This is a genomic window from Roseibium sp. (genome assembly GCF_965232425.1).
Lineage (GTDB): Bacteria > Pseudomonadota > Alphaproteobacteria > Rhizobiales > Stappiaceae > Roseibium.
The window spans coordinates 452,264-467,941 of record NZ_OZ246971.1 but is presented as its reverse complement, the minus strand read 5'-3'; the positions used below and the strand labels follow the sequence as shown (position 1 = coordinate 467,941).

Here is a 15,678-nt window from a genome sequence, read left to right as displayed (position 1 = left end):
ATATGGAAGCTACGCTGAGAATAGCTGTTAGAGAACAATTGCCGAGGATTCAGCCTTGGCTACAGCAGCTTGGTCGCATTGTTGATGTAAGATACGAAACAACCGAGAACGGAATTGACATTTATCTTGTTCAGCACCAGCGTGGACGTACCATTTGGCAGTTTGGACGTTCTCCTAGAGGGCGGGTAGGCGTTTTGTGGTTCAATGGAATCTAAGCTCCTAGCTGCCGCTATGGGGCTCGCGTGGCAAATCATAGCTCTTTCGACTTCTGGTATTTCGGCCCAGGTTTCCAGCGCTTGCGCTGAAGATCTTATCGAGCAGTCGCGTATTGCAAATCTTCAACCACCATATGCTGCACGCGGGCCGGAATACTGTGACGGCGCCGCAGCAGCGCAGCATGGTGGGCGCCTCGAATTGCGATCAATGACGCACGGTCCGGTTAAATTTGGCAGCGATCGATTGGAATTGGCACTCAAGAGCGGATCGGCTTTTTTCGTGCGCGGATTGGACCTTCGACAGGCAGGTTCTTATCGGCTTGACGGAGACTTAAGTGATGGAAAAGTGTTGGTGGACTTAAACGCCGCAATAAAGCCAATGGCGATTACTCCAGAACACATTGGGATATACGCTTGGCGCAAGGAGGGTATTTCTACAGTGTATGCGCCTTTGATTGCGGGTGGGAGTGGACCCATTTCCGTGGTTTTGCGTAGCCCCACCCGCCTACGAGCAATCCGGTTTGCAAAACTCTGCCCGGTTAAAGAACACGACTGCGAGACTGAAGTCGTAGCCAAACTAGAGAATTCTGCAGAGGACGCTCTCATTCGGATAGAGTTACCGAGCGGTGTCGCTCCGGGGAGATATCGACTTACTGTTGTCACTGCTTCGACAGCAGCAGGTGATTTTCCAACCGGCTCATTCGATTTCGATCTTTGAAATGGCTTCGATGCGCGAAAAGCTGTCAAAGCGTCGAAAACTGGCGGAACGGAGGATTGAACTTCGCAGTAAACTCGACGCTGCGCTCCTAGACAAAAACGACCCGAATCTCGTAGCTATGCTTGACGCGGAATTGCAAGCCGTCGAACGGGCGGAACACCGTTTGGCGCAACCCCATCGTCACGCCACGATTTTCCTTTGGCTTTCGACTACATTTTTGGTGGTTGGGTTGATTGGTTTAGGGTTGTCTTTTACCGTTTCAGAGGCGAACTTCAGATTACAAGCCCAAGTATGGGCATTGACTATTAAGGCAGCTTCGACAGGTGCTTACGGTTTGGAAGAGCGGCCCGCGCTATCGAGCTTCACCGCCTTTGATGTGTCTAGTTTGAGCGTACTTTCGGGCGGCGCAACTACCGAAGATCTCTTGCCGGTAGAAAGGGTCGAAGAAGTCCTTATCGTGAAGGATACAAGATTCGAGTTGGTTGTCACCGGCGAAGAATGCCTTCTTATTCGCATTCTTGGCACCTCGCAGACCGACACAGGCGCCGAGATTACAATGGGAGTTTCAAGCGAGGCACAATCGAAACGGGCGCCGGTAGCCCCACGCCAGCTCAAGCCTGGAGATTACGCAGAGTTTTGTGGTGCCGAGAGTACGGATCCTTTTCTCCTAGGCAGTGTGGATGAGGTCAGGCTCACGCGCTTGTATCGTGACGACGCACCGCGTCTCGAAGCATCGACAGTCGTTGAAGGCTCACTTTTGCTCACCGACGTTGGCGAAGCTCGGGAACTCATGTCAACTGACAGGCTCGTACTTGAAGGTATGCGATCGACGAACCTCGTAGTACGCCGAACTGATGGTGTACTTGCGATTACACTTGAAGGGCGAGTAGTCGATCCTAAAATATTTAGTGCTGCTCCTGCTATTATTGGCGATGACTTGCTGCCTAACCTCTTGACTTACGCCACCAAGTCGCCTCCTGCATTACTACTTGCAATGGCGATTGGTCTATTTGGGACGATCTGGAATGGGCTAAAACTCCTTAAAACATGGTGGAGACAGTGAACTATCGCCTCACAACTTTCCTTGTCATCTTTTTTTTGTTGCGATCAGCAAACCTGGCAGCACAAGACATAGATGAGCAGCATCGAAATTTCGTCCGTGAAGATTTTCTTTACAACGTTGTTAAAATCAAAGGGGAAAAGCAAGGTTACGGTCTAATTATTGGAAGGGAATTCGATCTTCTTTACGTTGCGACCGCATTCCACATTTTGCCGGAATCCTTTATTTGGCCTGACCCGGCTCCTACGCCTGTCACCGTAAAGCTCTATCGTTTGAATGAGACTTGGGAAGCGTTGCCTCATAGGGTTACAGGTTCAAAGGAAATGGACCTCGCAATTATTGAAGTGTACGTCCCAAGGCAACCGCGTGGAGATGGTGTGACGCCGCTAATTGCAGACCATTGGCGAGCGCAAGTATTTGACTCTGAACCCCGAATAGGCGACCGGGCAGAGCTAATGGCAAGCGTACAAACAATTGGATACGCAGGGGGAAATGCGATTGTAAGTGGCGTTGAAGCAGGAAGGGTCGCAAAATTTGAAGATCTCTTGGAATCTCCTGGGCAGTCAGGGGCTCCAATTTCGACAACGCGAGGGATTGTAGGTATCTACTTGGGTACTAGAGCGCAACAGTTAGTGTCCTTGCCAGATATCGCCGAGATCGTACATACGGAAATCGGACCAGGTGCTTATCAGCTCGTATCAGTTCCAAGGCGTCCCTCGCCGACGACCGTTTGTGTTAGTATTCGCAATGGGCTGGAACATGGTATTGCTATTTCTGGCCCTAAGGGATTGCTTTTACTGGATAAAGATGGCTGCGCGGAGAGTCTAAGCGGCTTGCACAATGTAACCGCGCAATATGCGTCTTGCGAGCCCAGTACCTTTGATGTTTCTGTTGAAGCGCTATTTGAAGTTACGGTCTCATGTGGGCCGCTCCCTGACGGTGTGTGGATTGCGAGTGGCCTTGGCTTTCTTGAGGTCACCCCATGTGGACCAGAATGTTGGAATTTCAGGGCTAATCTGCCTCAAAATCGTGGGGAATTACGAGGCCGGTTGGAAGGGAAACTTCCCCGACTGAGTGTAGAAGAAAGCGTATTGCGCGGTCGCATCCCTGTCATTGGCTCAGTGCTGGTTGATAGCAGCGGCCTCCACATGGATTTAGTTGCCGACGGTGAGTTTTTAGAAGAGAGGTTCACTAGGCCATGAAGCTTCTCTCGATTTGTCAAATTGCGTTGGTCACAATTGCATTGTTGACACACGAAACGAACGCGGACGTTCAGTCGTTTGTTGGAGACTGGCGACACACCATTATTACCGAGGATGAGCACAGCACTCTTTCTTGTCGGATGTTGAATGTCACAGTGCGCCGTTACAGTCTAAGGTTGACACCGGACGAACGATTGCAGGGACAATACGGTCTTGCCACTAATCGAGTTGTGCTCGGTTCGATTGCTGGATGTGATAACCCTCCGACACTTACAAACATGGAGCATCGTGCGGATTGGTGGGCTGTGCTTGGTTCTTTAGAAGAAAATGGACGCTTAGATGTCACTGCGGAGTACGACCGCTGCTACGGAGTTTGCTCAGGTGTAGCCGCCAAAAAGGCGTTCAACACCAAGCTCTCGATACGCAATGGGTCGTTGGTAGATTTCTTCGAAGATACCAATCAGCGATTTTTTTTCTTGAAAGAAAAAGAGGCATCTAACTTAGAATCCGATGCTTCTCAGTCATTGTCGCGGTTGCTTCGGCCCTTGCATGAAAGAAATTGCGTTGCTTTCTTGCAAGAAAGTATGGACCCGCAGGCGAGCGCAGCATTGCCAAGAACTGAGTTCTGTATGACGACCGAGCGAATTACAAAGCTGCTTGGCGAGGTGCTTGCCTTCGAGACTACAAACTCAACGCTTTTCGACAACGCATCCTTTGTAAACCATTCAAATAAAGCACGATTGAACATCAAAGGCAGTGGGGACGTGTTGGTTGAATACCTGGTCATATTAGATGGACAAGGAAACGGTGTTCTATCTTGGGTTATCATGCGGCGGCAACCTCAAGGGGATTGGAAGATCCTCTTTTTCATGCCCTGAGCAATTTGCACGACAGTTGCTCTTAAGGGCTCCAATGACAGGCGACCGCGTAACAGAGCAGCAAAGATCATCGACTTGTTTTCCACGTTGCGGTTTTATTCAACTGTTCATGTCGAATGCCACTTCGTAAGTCGCAAATCTCTCCGTGTTTTCAACTGCTTTTTGTTCTGAAACGGTTTATCGAAATTTTGTGACCACCTAGGGCCCTACCAACAAAGGATTAGACTAGGGTCCAAATGCCCATGCCCTAAAATTGTGGTCGTCAAACTGATTGTTCACAATGCCTATATCGTGATCCGCAAGAAATACCGAAAGTTGATGCCCATCCATAGCGACAACCCCTGCCTTCTTGAGCAAATCAAGTGCGTCCTGTGTCAATCGGCCGGTAGTGAAAAATAGAAAAAACACTGGATCGCAAGACCGCATCTGCAGCTTTGCAAGTGGATCAATAGACCCTGCATACGCTTTAGATTTAGCGAGTTGAACAGACCCTACTAGCTCACGAATGTCTTTTGTTGAAACTGTGGACCGAGTGTAGTTTTTAGCCTGACCAACTAGCCAGACTTTCATTTGCTTTTCAGCGCCAGGCGCTATTGCCGATTTCTTGATCACTTCTCCAAAGGGTACTTGTCCAAAGAAATCAATTCCTTGATCTGCGCTTGCCCGAGTGTAGACAGCATCTTGGACGTTCCACAAAGTAATTATCTTTGCGCACAATTTTTCAAAATCGTTGTCTGATACGCTATTGAGAGCATCATACAGATGGATGCAGTTGGCCCGCTTTTTTTTTGCTTCTGCAATTTTTTGGCTATCTCGCGGTTCAACAAAACAACTTCCTTGGATGAACCGAGGATTGGCCTCATTAAAAGCAAAACGCGAAACTTGGGCAGCTTCGTTTTCGTCCTGAGCCTTTCGTTGTAGTCGGCTCTCAAACTTTGGTAGCCATTTTTCAGCAAGCTCAATTGCTTCATTTTGTTCGTGCCAGTTCTGCGCGACAATAATCTCTTCAAGAAGCAATAACGTCTGCTTGGGCGCCATGTCGAATGACACAAATTCGTTGATGAGATTCGCGGCGTTGAAGGGGCCAGGTTTCATTTTAGATATCGGCCGCCCTTCTGTGTGCTGCCAAAATCCTATTCGCCACGTTGATCAAATCTTCGATAGCCGCGGTATCTTCTTGCTCAAAAGCCTCAACTTCTAGAGCGGGAATATTTTGTAGTGCTGCCTTCGCTTCGTTGATTTCGTGGCGCCAACGTCTAGTAATCTTATCTCTGGTCACTATTGCAATCGCGTCCACTAACTCTGAATCAAGTTGAAATAAATTGTTTTTGGCGTCTGCATTCACAAGAACGTCTTTTAGGGCTCGAATATCTGAAAAACTTTTGAGCTTGGGCGGTATTTGTGGTCCAACTTCGGGTATGCGTGGTGAGATCAACTGGTAAAATATCTCGCGCTGTTCGGCGTCAGTGAAAATGCATTGATCTGCGTCCCAACCTAACCACTCCCTTACCACGGGCAAAGATACTGCTTCATGGAACAAAGGATACATATGAGGTCCGGCGTGCTCACCGTAGTTTTCGTCCTCTTGCATTTGTTCCAACGACTTGAAAGCTCTGTATCGGCGATTTACCTCGACTACACTCAGACCTATTCGATCTGAAATTGATGAAGCATCCAAGTGATGTTTATCACGCATGTCAGCAACTAGCTTGGCTCGTTGATAACCTCCCCACTCCCTAATTCCACCTACATGGCGAATACCCATAGGGCCGAAGCACTCGGGCAGGTCACGCCACGGCGCTCCCAACCTAAAGATCCAGAAAATGCCGTTCAGGACACGCCTGTCATCCACACGCGGAATGCCTCGCGGCTTACAAGGATGGGGTGAGGCAATCAAGCGCAAAGACTTGCTTGTTGTTAAGCTTAAGTGGTCCGTTGCGGAGCCCCTCCCAGATCGTCTGCAGTTCTGCTTCAGCGACCCGAAACCGCTGCTTGGCTTCGGACCAGTCTTTTGTCTGCAGAGACACTTTGACTGCATCACCGATCTTAACGCTTGCCTTCTGAGTACCGATGGTCAGCGTGACGGTTCGGCCCCTAGCTTTCTCGCGAAGATCACTCGGAGTGCGAATTCTAAGGTAATAGACGGAGGTGGCTTTGTTCTTGATTGGACGGGGCATAGGAAGGACCATGTGTTCCAGCCTTGTGTACAAGTCGGCTGGCGGATGTCCAATCAATATCAAAGAGTTCTGTGAAATCAAGAGCTTGATATGGTGCTGCCGGAGAGATTTGAACTCTCGACCTCTCCCTTACCAAGGGAGTGCTCTACCCCTGAGCTACGGCAGCATGTGGGCGGATCTTGAGATGCCCGGCGTCGGATCGGCCTTTGAGAAAGCAGCGGGTTCGGACGCGACTTGCTGTTCCGGCCAGCGCCGCTGCCCGGAATGAGGGCGCTTTTGCCACAAGAGCACCGGGGACGCAAGCTGTGTTTTCGTTTTTTTTGGTGGACACTTGTTGAGTTTCTGAAGAAGCTTCGCGAGCCCTTGCCGGGCCTTGATCATGCACCGGACAGGGGCTGAAAGACCGGCTTTGAAAGACGGTGCGCGGGACATCCGGCGGAGCGGCGGAAACGGCCTGCGGTGCGGCCATGGCAGCGGCAGGCACCGGGCTTCCGAAACAGGAAAAGAAAGAGATTGCGAGCCCGAAGATGAGCAGGAAAGACGATAAGGGTCAATTGCTTGACAAGCAGCCGGGAGAGGACGGCGAGAGCGCGACAGGGCCGGACAAGGTAAAGGCTGCTCAGTCGAAGGAAGAGCGTCTCGCGGAAGCCTTGCGGGCAAACCTGCGTCGCCGGAAGACGGCTGCAAAATCCCGCAAGAGCGACTGAGAATTCCGGGCAAAACCGGGGTCAGGTTTTTGCCTGCCATGAAATGGCCCGAAGACGGACGTAGCGCTGCCTTGCGCGGGCCGCAACTTGTGTGTAGACCGCAAGTCATTAGTGCATGTCTTCAAATGGGACGGTCGTCGTGATGGACGGCCGGATGCGGGGTTTCATATGGATAGCATCAAGGTCGTCGGCGGCGCCGAGCTGAACGGTATCATTCCGATCTCGGGAGCAAAGAATGCAACGCTGCCCCTGATGATCGCCTCGCTGCTGACGGACGAAACCCTGACGCTGTCCAATGTGCCGCGCCTTCGCGACGTCGCGCAGCTCATGCAGATCCTCTCCAATCACGGGGTCGACTATTCCGTCAACGGCAAGCGCAGCGGTCAGAACGATCTCGCCGGCCAGACCCTGAACCTGACAGCCCGGGAAATCGTCGACACGACGGCGCCTTATGAACTTGTCTCGAAAATGCGGGCAAGCTTCTGGGTGATTGGTCCGCTGGTCGCGCGCATGCGCGAAGCGCGGGTCTCGCTGCCGGGCGGCTGTGCCATCGGCACGCGCCCGGTCGACTTCTTCATCGACGGGCTGGCGGCGCTCGGCGCCGATATCGAGATCGAGGGCGGCTATGTGGTGGTCAGCGCTCCGGGAGGCCTGAAGGGCGCCCGTGTCGAGTTCCCCAAGGTATCCGTTGGTGCGACCCACACGATCATGATGGCGGCAACGCTCGCCGACGGCGAGACGGAACTGGTCAACGCCGCGCGTGAGCCCGAAGTGGTCGATCTTGCCAATTGCCTCAAGGCCATGGGCGCGAAGATCGAGGGCGCGGGAACATCCACCATCCGGATCCAGGGTGTTCCCCGGCTTCACGGCGCGCACCATGCCGTGGTGCCCGACCGGATCGAGACCGGCACCTACGCCATGGCGGTCGCGATGACCGGTGGCGACGTTCTGCTTCAGGGCGCGCGCTCCGACCTCCTGGAAAGCGCTCTCGACACATTGCGGCAGGCCGGGGCGGACATCACCCAGACCGACGAGGGTCTCAAGGTCTATCGCAACGGCAACGGCATTCAGCCGGTCGACGTCACCACGGAACCGTTTCCCGGCTTTCCGACGGACCTGCAGGCACAGTTCATGGCGCTGATGACCAAGGCGGGTGGCAAGAGCCGGGTTACCGAAACCATCTTCGAAAACCGCTTCATGCACGTGCAGGAGCTTGCCCGCCTTGGGGCCCAGATCCAGGTCGATGGCCGGACGGCAACGATCGACGGGGTCTCCGAATTGCGCGGCGCGCCGGTCATGGCGACGGACCTCAGAGCGTCCGTTTCCCTCGTGATCGCCGGCCTCGCCGCCGAAGGCGAAACCACCGTCAACAGGGTCTACCATCTTGATCGCGGCTTCGAGCGGCTGGAAGACAAGCTGACCCGCTGCGGCGCGCAGATCGAGCGCATTTCAGGTTAGATCACCAATCCTGTCGCAGAACCGGCAAGCATCCGTGCTTCCCGGTCTAGTCTGCATGCCGGCGCTCGATCACCCTGCCTCTGGTCGTGAAGGACGGTCCCGGCCCGCCGCTTCCGCTTGTCATGATCGCCTCTGCGATTGGACTGAGGGCAGGAGATCCGGAGGTCCACTCGACGATGAAATTCGCGCCGACGCCGCCACTTGTATCGTTGATGGGGATGAGCACCGTTTTCGACTGGAAGGGTGCCAGTTCCAGCGGCGATTCGAGCAGGCTGCGCAACACCTGGCCGTCTTCGCCATGATAGTCGACCCGCGTCAATGTGATTGTTGTGTCTGGATCGACATTGTGAACGGCAAGCGTGGCGGCAAGCAGGTCGGAGCGCTGCGGGTAGGAAAAGATCCGTGAATAGGCCGGCACGTAGATGCGCTCGCCGAGAACCTTTTCGCTCATGTCCTGTGCCTGACTGGCCGGTGCCAGAAGAAAACAAAGCGCTAGATAGAGGGCCGGGAGCCTGAGATGCATGGGTATCCGCCACGGTGTTGAAGTGCAAAGACCTGATCACTGTCCGGGATGCCATGGTTGATTGCAAGCTCTGCCACGCAGCATTGTAGCAGGGACGCTCTGCACCGGTGATCGCCGGAGCGAGGATGACAAAGGCAAGAGGAGGGCGCAATGGGTGCACAGACAGTCCGGTTTCTGATCCAGATAGGGTTCGCCTTTGCCGGGATGCTGGCCGTCGTTGTCGTGCCGCCGCCCTTCGGCCCGACGCTCGGGTTTTTCCTGCTCGTCTTCGGTCTCTGGCTGGGGCGGCGCGTGTTCAAGCGGCGCGCAACGTTGCAGGAAACCAAGGACGACCTGCGTCAACGCGTTGATGAGGGACCCTGAGACCATGGTCAGCCGTCATTCGTGCGTTGCAAAATTCTTGAATCCGCATTAGGTCAACAATCTTGGGATGCGGCAGAACCCCACCTATATGCGGACTGCCCGAAAACGAACGAACGGATCAGAATTCAGACCGCCATGGATCAACTGAAACTTGCCGCCCTCGACCAGGAAGATCTCGAAGTTCTTTCCGCACATATCCAGGACGCCGTCCTGACGGTTGCCGATATCCGCTTTCTTCCGAAAGAGAAAAAAGCGGTGTTCGTGATGAACCGTTTCGTCTGGGACAAGAAGGCGGACAAGCGGAGCAGGGAGCATGAACGGCGCCGGTCCGCGCTCGCGTTCACCCAGGTCACCAACATGAAGGCCCAGAACATCCGCCAGGATGCGAAAGGTCTTGTTCTGGAGTTGCTCGCGGTCACCTTCGAGGCAGGCGAAGACCCCTCCGGTACGATCCAGCTTGCCTTTGCAGGCGGTTCGAGCATTGCCCTTCAAGTCGAATGTATCGAGGCCCAGCTGTCCGATCTCGGTGCTGCGTGGGCAACCCCCAATCTGCCGCAACATGATCTGAGCTGATGGACGCCGACGGCTCCGGCTGGCGCCGGATGCCGAAAGGACATCAGCACTGACACCGAAAAACCATGATGGAGCCACGCGTGGTCCACCGCCTGAACAAATCCGAAGCCGGTTTCGAAGCAAGGTTCGACGAACTTCTGTCCTCCAAGCGCGAGGTCTCGGAGGACGTTGATCTTGTCGTGAGGGACATCATCGACGCGGTCCGCAGGAACGGCGACAGGGCCGTGCTGGAGTACACGGCGAAATTCGACAGGCTCGACGCGGGCGACATGGCGGCGCTGACTGTCTCCGAAGAGGAGATCGACAGGGCCGTCAGCGAGGTTCCTGCCGAAACGCTGGAAGCCCTGCAGCTCGCACATGACCGGATCAGCTCCCATCATGCGCGCCAGATGCCGCAGGACGACCGTTACCGGGACGCGCTCGGGGTGGAGCTCGGATCCCTGTGGACGGCCATCGAGGCTGTCGGCGTCTACGTGCCGGGCGGTCTTGCGAGCTATCCGAGTTCGGTTCTCATGAATGTCGTTCCGGCTCGCGTCGCAGGCGTTGAGCGCATCGTCATGGTCGTGCCGAGCCCCGACGGGGTTCTGAATCCGCTTGTTCTGGCGGCGGCAAAGGTCGCGGGCGTCACGGAAATTTACCGGATCGGCGGCGCGCAGGCGATTGCCGCGCTTGCCTTCGGGACCGAGACCATCGCCCCGGTCGCCAAGATCGTCGGTCCGGGAAATGCCTATGTTGCTGCCGCAAAGCGGCGTGTTTTCGGAACGGTGGGCATCGACATGATCGCCGGACCGTCCGAGGTCCTGATCGTCGCCGACGAAGGCAACAATCCGGACTGGATCGCTGCGGATCTGCTCGCGCAGGCAGAACACGACACTGCCGCTCAGTCGATTCTGATCACCGACAGCGAAGATCTGGCACTGCAGGTGGAAGAAGCGGTCGAGGCACAGCTCAGGACCTTGCCGCGCGAAGAGGTCGCCAGGGCGAGTTGGCAGGATTTCGGTGCGGTCATCGTGGTTGAAGACCTTGCGGCTGCAATGCCGCTCGCCAACCGGATCGCACCTGAGCATCTTGAACTCGCCGTTACCGATCCGGAAGCTCTGTTGAAGAAGGTCCGCAACGCGGGCGCGGTTTTTCTGGGGCATTATACCCCCGAAGCGATCGGGGACTATGTCGGCGGCTCCAATCACGTGCTGCCGACGGCGCGATCCGCACGGTTTTCCTCAGGTCTTTCCGTATTGGAATTTGTCAAACGCACCTCGATCCTGAAGTGTAATGCGGATAATCTGCGGGCGCTTGGCCCGGCAGCTATCACGCTGGGTGAATCTGAGGGCTTGTCGGCGCACGCGCGCTCTGTTTCCATCAGGTTGAACATGTAATCGGGAGCAAAGAGGTTTCTCGCCCATGAGCGATACGCAACCGGACACCAGCTCGCAATCCGCCGGAGGGCGGTTGGTCGATGTTGTGCTGGACGAGGCCTCGATCGCGCGCTCGACACCGGAAGTGGAGCACGATCGGGCCGTTGCGATCTACGACCTCATCGAGGAAAACAGCTTCCAGCCCGTCGGGCATCCGGCGACGAAATATGTTCTCAATCTTGCCGTGGTCGAAAAGAGGCTCGTCTTTCGGATCAAGACGGAAGATGAGCGGGATGTGGTCACGCACGTCCTTTCTCTCTCGCCACTGCGCAAGATCGTCAAGGACTACGACCTGATCTGCGAGAGCTACTACGAGGCTATACGTCATGCGACACCCAGTCAGATCGAGGCGATCGACATGGGTCGCAGGGGTGTCCACAATGAAGGATCGACGATCCTGATGGAGCGCCTGGAAGGCAAGATCGAGGTGGACATGCAAACGGCAAGACGATTGTTCACGCTCGTTTATGCCCTCCACTGGAAGGGCTGACACAGGTGACCGGGCCGGGCCTCCGTCCGACTGCGGTTCTGTTTGCCTGCGGGATGAATTCCGTTCGCTCTCCCATGGCCGAAGCCCTGACGCAAAAACTGTTTCCGGGACAGATTTACGTGCGCTCTGCGGGCGTACGGGAGGGCAAGACCGACCCTTTCGTGGATGCCGTCATGTCGGAAATCGGTGTCGACATGAGCCGCCATCAGCCCAAGACGTTCGAGGACCTGGATGAATCCGGCTTCGACCTGATCGTGTCGCTCGCGCCTGAGGCCCACCACAAGGCGCTTGAAATGACCCGGACAGAGGCCGTGGACGTGGAATACTGGCCGACCCTGGACCCGACACTGGCAACCGGAAGCCGCGAGCAGATCCTGAATGAATACCGTGCCGTACGCGATCAGCTCATGATGCGCATCAAGAAAAGGCTCGACTGGTCACCGACTGCCGCGGACTGAATTTCTTTTTTGTAAGGATCGGAAAGAAAGGTTCACTTTCGCCCGCTAATCCGTTAGTTTCCCCGGCACCCGCGGGCCGGGCCCGCTTTAATCAGGATATCAAATGGCCAAAGAAGAAGCTCTGGAGTTTCCGGGCGTCGTGACGGAACTGTTGCCCAATGCCACGTTCCGCGTAAAACTGGAAAACGATCACGAGATCATCGCCCACACGGCAGGGCGCATGCGCAAGAACCGCATCCGCGTTCTGGCGGGCGACAAGGTTCTCGTTGAAATGACCCCTTACGATCTCACCAAGGGGCGGATCACCTACCGCTTCAAATAGCGGGTTCGCACTGTGATGCCGGCTGCAAGGTTCTTTCCCACATGACCGATGCTCCTCAGCTTATTCTGGCTTCCGCATCTCCGCGCCGCCTCGCGCTGCTCCAGCAGATCGGTCTTGATCCCGATCATCTCATGCCGGCCGACATCGACGAAGCTCCCAGAAAGCACGAAACGCCGCGCTCGCTTGCGCTGAGACTTGCCCGGACAAAAGCGGAAACTGTTCGCCAGTCCGCAGATGCCCTGCAGGAAACACAGGGCGGCATCGTGCTCGCCGCAGATACGGTTGTCGCGGTCGGGCGGCGTGCCTTGCCCAAGGCGGAACTGACCGAGCAGGCGCTCATGTGCCTGTCGATGCTTTCGGGCAGGGGGCACCGGGTTTTCACCGGGGTTGCCGTCGCCGAGGCGAATGGCAAGGTGCGCTCCAAGCTGGTCGAGACACGCATTCGCTTCAAACGCTTGTCGCGCAAGGACGTCGATGATTACATTGCATCCGGGGAATGGCGCGGCAAGGCCGGTGGCTATGCCATCCAGGGCCTGGCAGGCAGTTTCGTGGTCAAGCTTGTGGGATCCTATCCCTCGGTGGTCGGATTGCCACTGGTCGAGACCGTCAACCTGTTGACGGCCGCCGGGTATCCTGTGCACCAGGGGTGGGCGACCGCTGCAGCCTGATGCGCGCCCGGCTGTCCGGGCAACACGACGAGGCACAAATCAGTGAGTGATGACAAGACATCCGCGCGCCGCATGCGCCCGTGTCCGATCTGTTCGAAACTGTCCACGCGCGAGGACTATCCTTTCTGCTCCGACAGGTGTGCGAAGATCGATCTGAACCGCTGGTTCACCGAAGGCTACACGATTCCGGTCGTGGAAACCGACGACATCGACGAAAGCAACTTTCCGGACGAGTGAGCCTTTCGCGCTTGGACTGGTGCCGACGGTGCGGTTTTTCCTGAAGGGGCCGCAACTGCACCGTTTGCTGTGCCAATTCAACCAAATGAATGGGTCCTGACCCTATACCTTTCATTCTGCTGCAGAAATTATCTGGCTAATTTTATTTCCCACAATCCGGCAAGAGCGCTTGCGGTTGCTGGAAATCTGTTCGAAGATTTGCCTTCACCGGCCAGTCGGTCTCCAACTCCCGGTCATCGCGGACATTTCACGCCCGAGGCGCGAGGCTGCGGCATGGCGTTGGGTTGCGGGACGGAAAGGCGCAGGTGCCTCTGAGCAAACAAACAGAATCAAGGGCGAGGGTCCGATGAAGAACCGTTTTCTGATCGCTTCGGCGCTGTGTCTGTCGACAGGCCTGTCGACGGCGGCATATGCCGACTATTCACTTTCCATATTGCATTTGAACGATCTGCATTCACGCATTGAATCGATCAACAAGTACGATTCCACCTGCGGTGCCGAGGATGAGGCGGAAGGAAAGTGTTTCGGCGGCATCGCCCGGATCAAGACCATGCTCGATCAACGGCGCGCGGAGCTTGAGGCCGAGGGCAAGAATGTGATCGTGGTCGATGCGGGTGACCAGTTCCAGGGCTCTCTCTTCTACACCACCTATAAGGGCGACGCCGCGGTGGAGTTTGCCAATGGCCTCGGTCTCGATGCCATGGTCGTCGGCAACCACGAGTTTGATGATGGCCCCGAAGTCCTGGCGACATTCATCGACAAGGCCGAGTTTCCGGTCATTTCAGGCAACATCGATGTCAGTGCCGAACCGGCCTTGACGGGCAAGGTTCCGGGCATCGTCATCCTGGAGCGTGGCGGCGAGAAGATCGGTATTGTCTCCGCGCTCGCCGAAGACACGTCCGAAACCTCCTCGCCGGGCGAGAATGTCCGCTTCATCCAGGCCGAGGACTACCTGAAGGGAGCGGTTGAAGGTCTTGAAGCCGCCGGCATCAACAAGATCATCGCACTGACCCACATGGGCCTGTCACGGGACATGGAGATCGCGGCTGCGGTTCCCGGGATCGACGTGATTGTCGGAGGGCATTCGCACACGCTTCTGTCCAACACCCAGGAAAGGGCGTCCGGCCCCTATCCGGTTCTGGTAAAGAACCCCGATGGCAACGAGGTGCCGATTGTCCAGGCCTATGCCTATGGCAAGTTCCTCGGCGAACTGGACGTGACCTGGGACGATGACGGCAATCTTGTGAAGGCCGAAGGTGAGCCCATCCTTCTCGATGCATCCGTGACGCCGGACGAGGGCTTTGCGGCCCGGGTTGCGGAGCTGGCAGCGCCGATCGAGGAACTGAAGGCAAAGGTCATCGGGTCGAGCGAAGGCGCGATCGACGGCGACCGCGGATCCTGCCGCGCTGGCGAGTGCCAGATGGGCAATCTCGTCGCCGACGCCATGCTCGACCGGGTGAAGGACCAGGGTGTCCAGATCGCGATCCAGAACGGCGGCGGCCTGCGCGCCTCCATTGACGGCGGTGAAGTCACCATGGGCGAAGTGCTGACCGTGCTGCCTTTCCAGAACACGCTGTCCACCTTTCAGCTGAAGGGCTCGGACGTCGTGGCCGCACTTGAAAACGGTGTCTCCCAGGTCGAGGAGGGCGCCGGGCGCTTCCCGCAGGTCTCCGGTATCAAGTACTCCTGGACCCGCAAGAAGGACCCGGGCGCTGGCCGCGTTCTGCTGGTGGAAGTCATGGAAGACGGCAACTGGGTGCCGCTTGACCCGGACAAGGTCTATGGCGTCGTATCCAACAACTACATGCGCGGCGGTGGCGACGGCTACAAGGTCTTCGCCGATAACGGCATGAATGCCTATGACTACGGGCCGGGTCTTGAGGTCGTCGTGGCGGATTATATCGCCGCTCAGGGCGGCTATGCGCCCTATACGGATGGCCGGATCACCGAACAGTAATCCACGCATTAGCGGGAAAAGGAAGCGCGCCGAAGCACGGCGCGCTTTTTTATGTGGCCGCTGCCCGCGCTGTAACGCGCCAGGTCGGGATCCGGTACCCCGACACTCGGGGTGTGAAATGAAGAAGGAGAAACAACTGGCTACTGGTTTCCGGCCCTCCGCTGCGCTTCAGCCGGAATGACAAGTTCATTGATTGGAGATCGCCTCAACAAATCATATCCGGGTTGGACCGGACGGCAGTGGATCAAGTCTGGCAA

Annotated in this window: 17 protein-coding genes, 1 tRNA gene and 1 pseudogene; 14 read left to right on the top strand and 5 right to left on the bottom strand. The window is 56.1% G+C overall.

The window, feature by feature from the left end; translation table 11 throughout:
- Window positions 1-871 precede the first annotated feature (871 nt).
- The 3 genes from ACO08A_RS02240 to ACO08A_RS02230 are packed head-to-tail and all read left to right on the top strand — an operon-like array spanning window position 872 to window position 4,073.
- The gene (locus tag ACO08A_RS02240; RefSeq protein ID WP_422039632.1) at window positions 872-1,996 is read left to right on the top strand and encodes a hypothetical protein; all 1,125 of its coding nucleotides are present in this window, start codon (window positions 872-874) and stop codon (window positions 1,994-1,996) included.
- Window positions 1,993-3,195, top strand: coding sequence for a hypothetical protein (locus tag ACO08A_RS02235; protein WP_422039631.1), 1,203 nt, complete (start codon window positions 1,993-1,995; stop codon window positions 3,193-3,195). Before ACO08A_RS02240 ends, ACO08A_RS02235 begins: the two co-directional genes overlap by 4 nt.
- The gene (locus ACO08A_RS02230) at window positions 3,192-4,073 is read left to right on the top strand and encodes a hypothetical protein (RefSeq protein ID WP_422039630.1); all 882 of its coding nucleotides are present in this window, start codon (window positions 3,192-3,194) and stop codon (window positions 4,071-4,073) included. Before ACO08A_RS02235 ends, ACO08A_RS02230 begins: the two co-directional genes overlap by 4 nt.
- A 225-nt stretch (window positions 4,074-4,298) precedes the next feature.
- Here the strand turns inward: ACO08A_RS02230 and ACO08A_RS02225 are convergent, their stop codons facing one another.
- The 4 genes and pseudogenes from ACO08A_RS02225 to ACO08A_RS02210 all read right to left on the bottom strand — a co-directional run bounded on the left by ACO08A_RS02225 (window position 4,299) and on the right by ACO08A_RS02210 (window position 6,416).
- On the bottom strand, window positions 4,299-5,168 hold the full coding sequence (locus tag ACO08A_RS02225) for a restriction endonuclease (RefSeq protein WP_422039629.1): 870 nt from the start codon (window positions 5,166-5,168) through the stop codon (window positions 4,299-4,301).
- A 1-nt stretch (window position 5,169) separates the two neighbouring features.
- Entirely contained in the window at window positions 5,170-5,838 is a 669-nt protein-coding gene (locus ACO08A_RS02220; RefSeq protein WP_422041852.1) for a hypothetical protein, read from the bottom strand.
- A pseudogene (locus ACO08A_RS02215) lies at window positions 5,839-5,976 on the bottom strand (transposase); the annotation flags it as partial.
- A 365-nt stretch (window positions 5,977-6,341) separates the two neighbouring features.
- Window positions 6,342-6,416, bottom strand: a tRNA-Thr gene (locus ACO08A_RS02210).
- Window positions 6,417-6,669: 253 nt separating this feature from the next.
- On the opposite strand from ACO08A_RS02210, the gene ACO08A_RS02205 reads away from it, so the two are divergent.
- Window positions 6,670-6,957, top strand: coding sequence for a hypothetical protein (locus ACO08A_RS02205; protein WP_422039628.1), 288 nt, complete (start codon window positions 6,670-6,672; stop codon window positions 6,955-6,957).
- 168 nt (window positions 6,958-7,125) lie between these two features.
- Window positions 7,126-8,415 (top strand): UDP-N-acetylglucosamine 1-carboxyvinyltransferase, encoded by a 1,290-nt coding sequence (murA, locus tag ACO08A_RS02200; protein ID WP_422039627.1) that lies wholly within the window; start codon window positions 7,126-7,128, stop codon window positions 8,413-8,415.
- Between the two features lie 46 nt (window positions 8,416-8,461).
- On the opposite strand, the gene ACO08A_RS02195 is transcribed toward murA, so the two are convergent.
- Window positions 8,462-8,938: a DUF3124 domain-containing protein gene (locus tag ACO08A_RS02195; RefSeq protein ID WP_422039626.1), complete on the bottom strand. Its 477-nt coding sequence runs from the start codon at window positions 8,936-8,938 to the stop codon at window positions 8,462-8,464.
- Between the two features lie 150 nt (window positions 8,939-9,088).
- On the opposite strand from ACO08A_RS02195, the gene ACO08A_RS02190 reads away from it, so the two are divergent.
- The 9 genes from ACO08A_RS02190 (at window position 9,089) to ACO08A_RS02150 (ending at window position 15,421) form a co-directional block, all read left to right on the top strand.
- Complete coding sequence (locus tag ACO08A_RS02190) at window positions 9,089-9,301, top strand: hypothetical protein (protein ID WP_421981983.1); 213 nt, start codon at window positions 9,089-9,091, stop codon at window positions 9,299-9,301.
- Window positions 9,302-9,436: 135 nt separating this feature from the next.
- Window positions 9,437-9,874 (top strand): DUF2948 family protein, encoded by a 438-nt coding sequence (locus ACO08A_RS02185; protein ID WP_421981984.1) that lies wholly within the window; start codon window positions 9,437-9,439, stop codon window positions 9,872-9,874.
- Window positions 9,875-9,954: 80 nt separating this feature from the next.
- Window positions 9,955-11,250, top strand: coding sequence for a histidinol dehydrogenase (gene hisD, locus ACO08A_RS02180; protein ID WP_422041844.1), 1,296 nt, complete (start codon window positions 9,955-9,957; stop codon window positions 11,248-11,250).
- Between the two features lie 25 nt (window positions 11,251-11,275).
- Complete coding sequence (locus ACO08A_RS02175; protein ID WP_421981986.1) at window positions 11,276-11,779, top strand: UPF0262 family protein; 504 nt, start codon at window positions 11,276-11,278, stop codon at window positions 11,777-11,779.
- 74 nt (window positions 11,780-11,853) lie between these two features.
- Complete coding sequence (locus tag ACO08A_RS02170) at window positions 11,854-12,237, top strand: low molecular weight phosphatase family protein (protein WP_422039625.1); 384 nt, start codon at window positions 11,854-11,856, stop codon at window positions 12,235-12,237.
- A 103-nt stretch (window positions 12,238-12,340) separates the two neighbouring features.
- The gene (gene infA, locus ACO08A_RS02165; RefSeq protein WP_006939340.1) at window positions 12,341-12,559 is read left to right on the top strand and encodes a translation initiation factor IF-1; all 219 of its coding nucleotides are present in this window, start codon (window positions 12,341-12,343) and stop codon (window positions 12,557-12,559) included.
- A gap of 41 nt (window positions 12,560-12,600) precedes the next feature.
- Entirely contained in the window at window positions 12,601-13,227 is a 627-nt protein-coding gene (locus tag ACO08A_RS02160) for a Maf family nucleotide pyrophosphatase (protein ID WP_422039624.1), read from the top strand.
- A 42-nt stretch (window positions 13,228-13,269) separates the two neighbouring features.
- On the top strand, window positions 13,270-13,464 hold the full coding sequence (gene yacG, locus ACO08A_RS02155) for a DNA gyrase inhibitor YacG (protein ID WP_422039623.1): 195 nt from the start codon (window positions 13,270-13,272) through the stop codon (window positions 13,462-13,464).
- A gap of 346 nt (window positions 13,465-13,810) precedes the next feature.
- A complete protein-coding gene (locus ACO08A_RS02150) occupies window positions 13,811-15,421 on the top strand; it encodes a bifunctional metallophosphatase/5'-nucleotidase (RefSeq protein WP_422039622.1) in 1,611 nt (536 codons plus the stop codon).
- Window positions 15,422-15,678 lie beyond the last annotated feature (257 nt).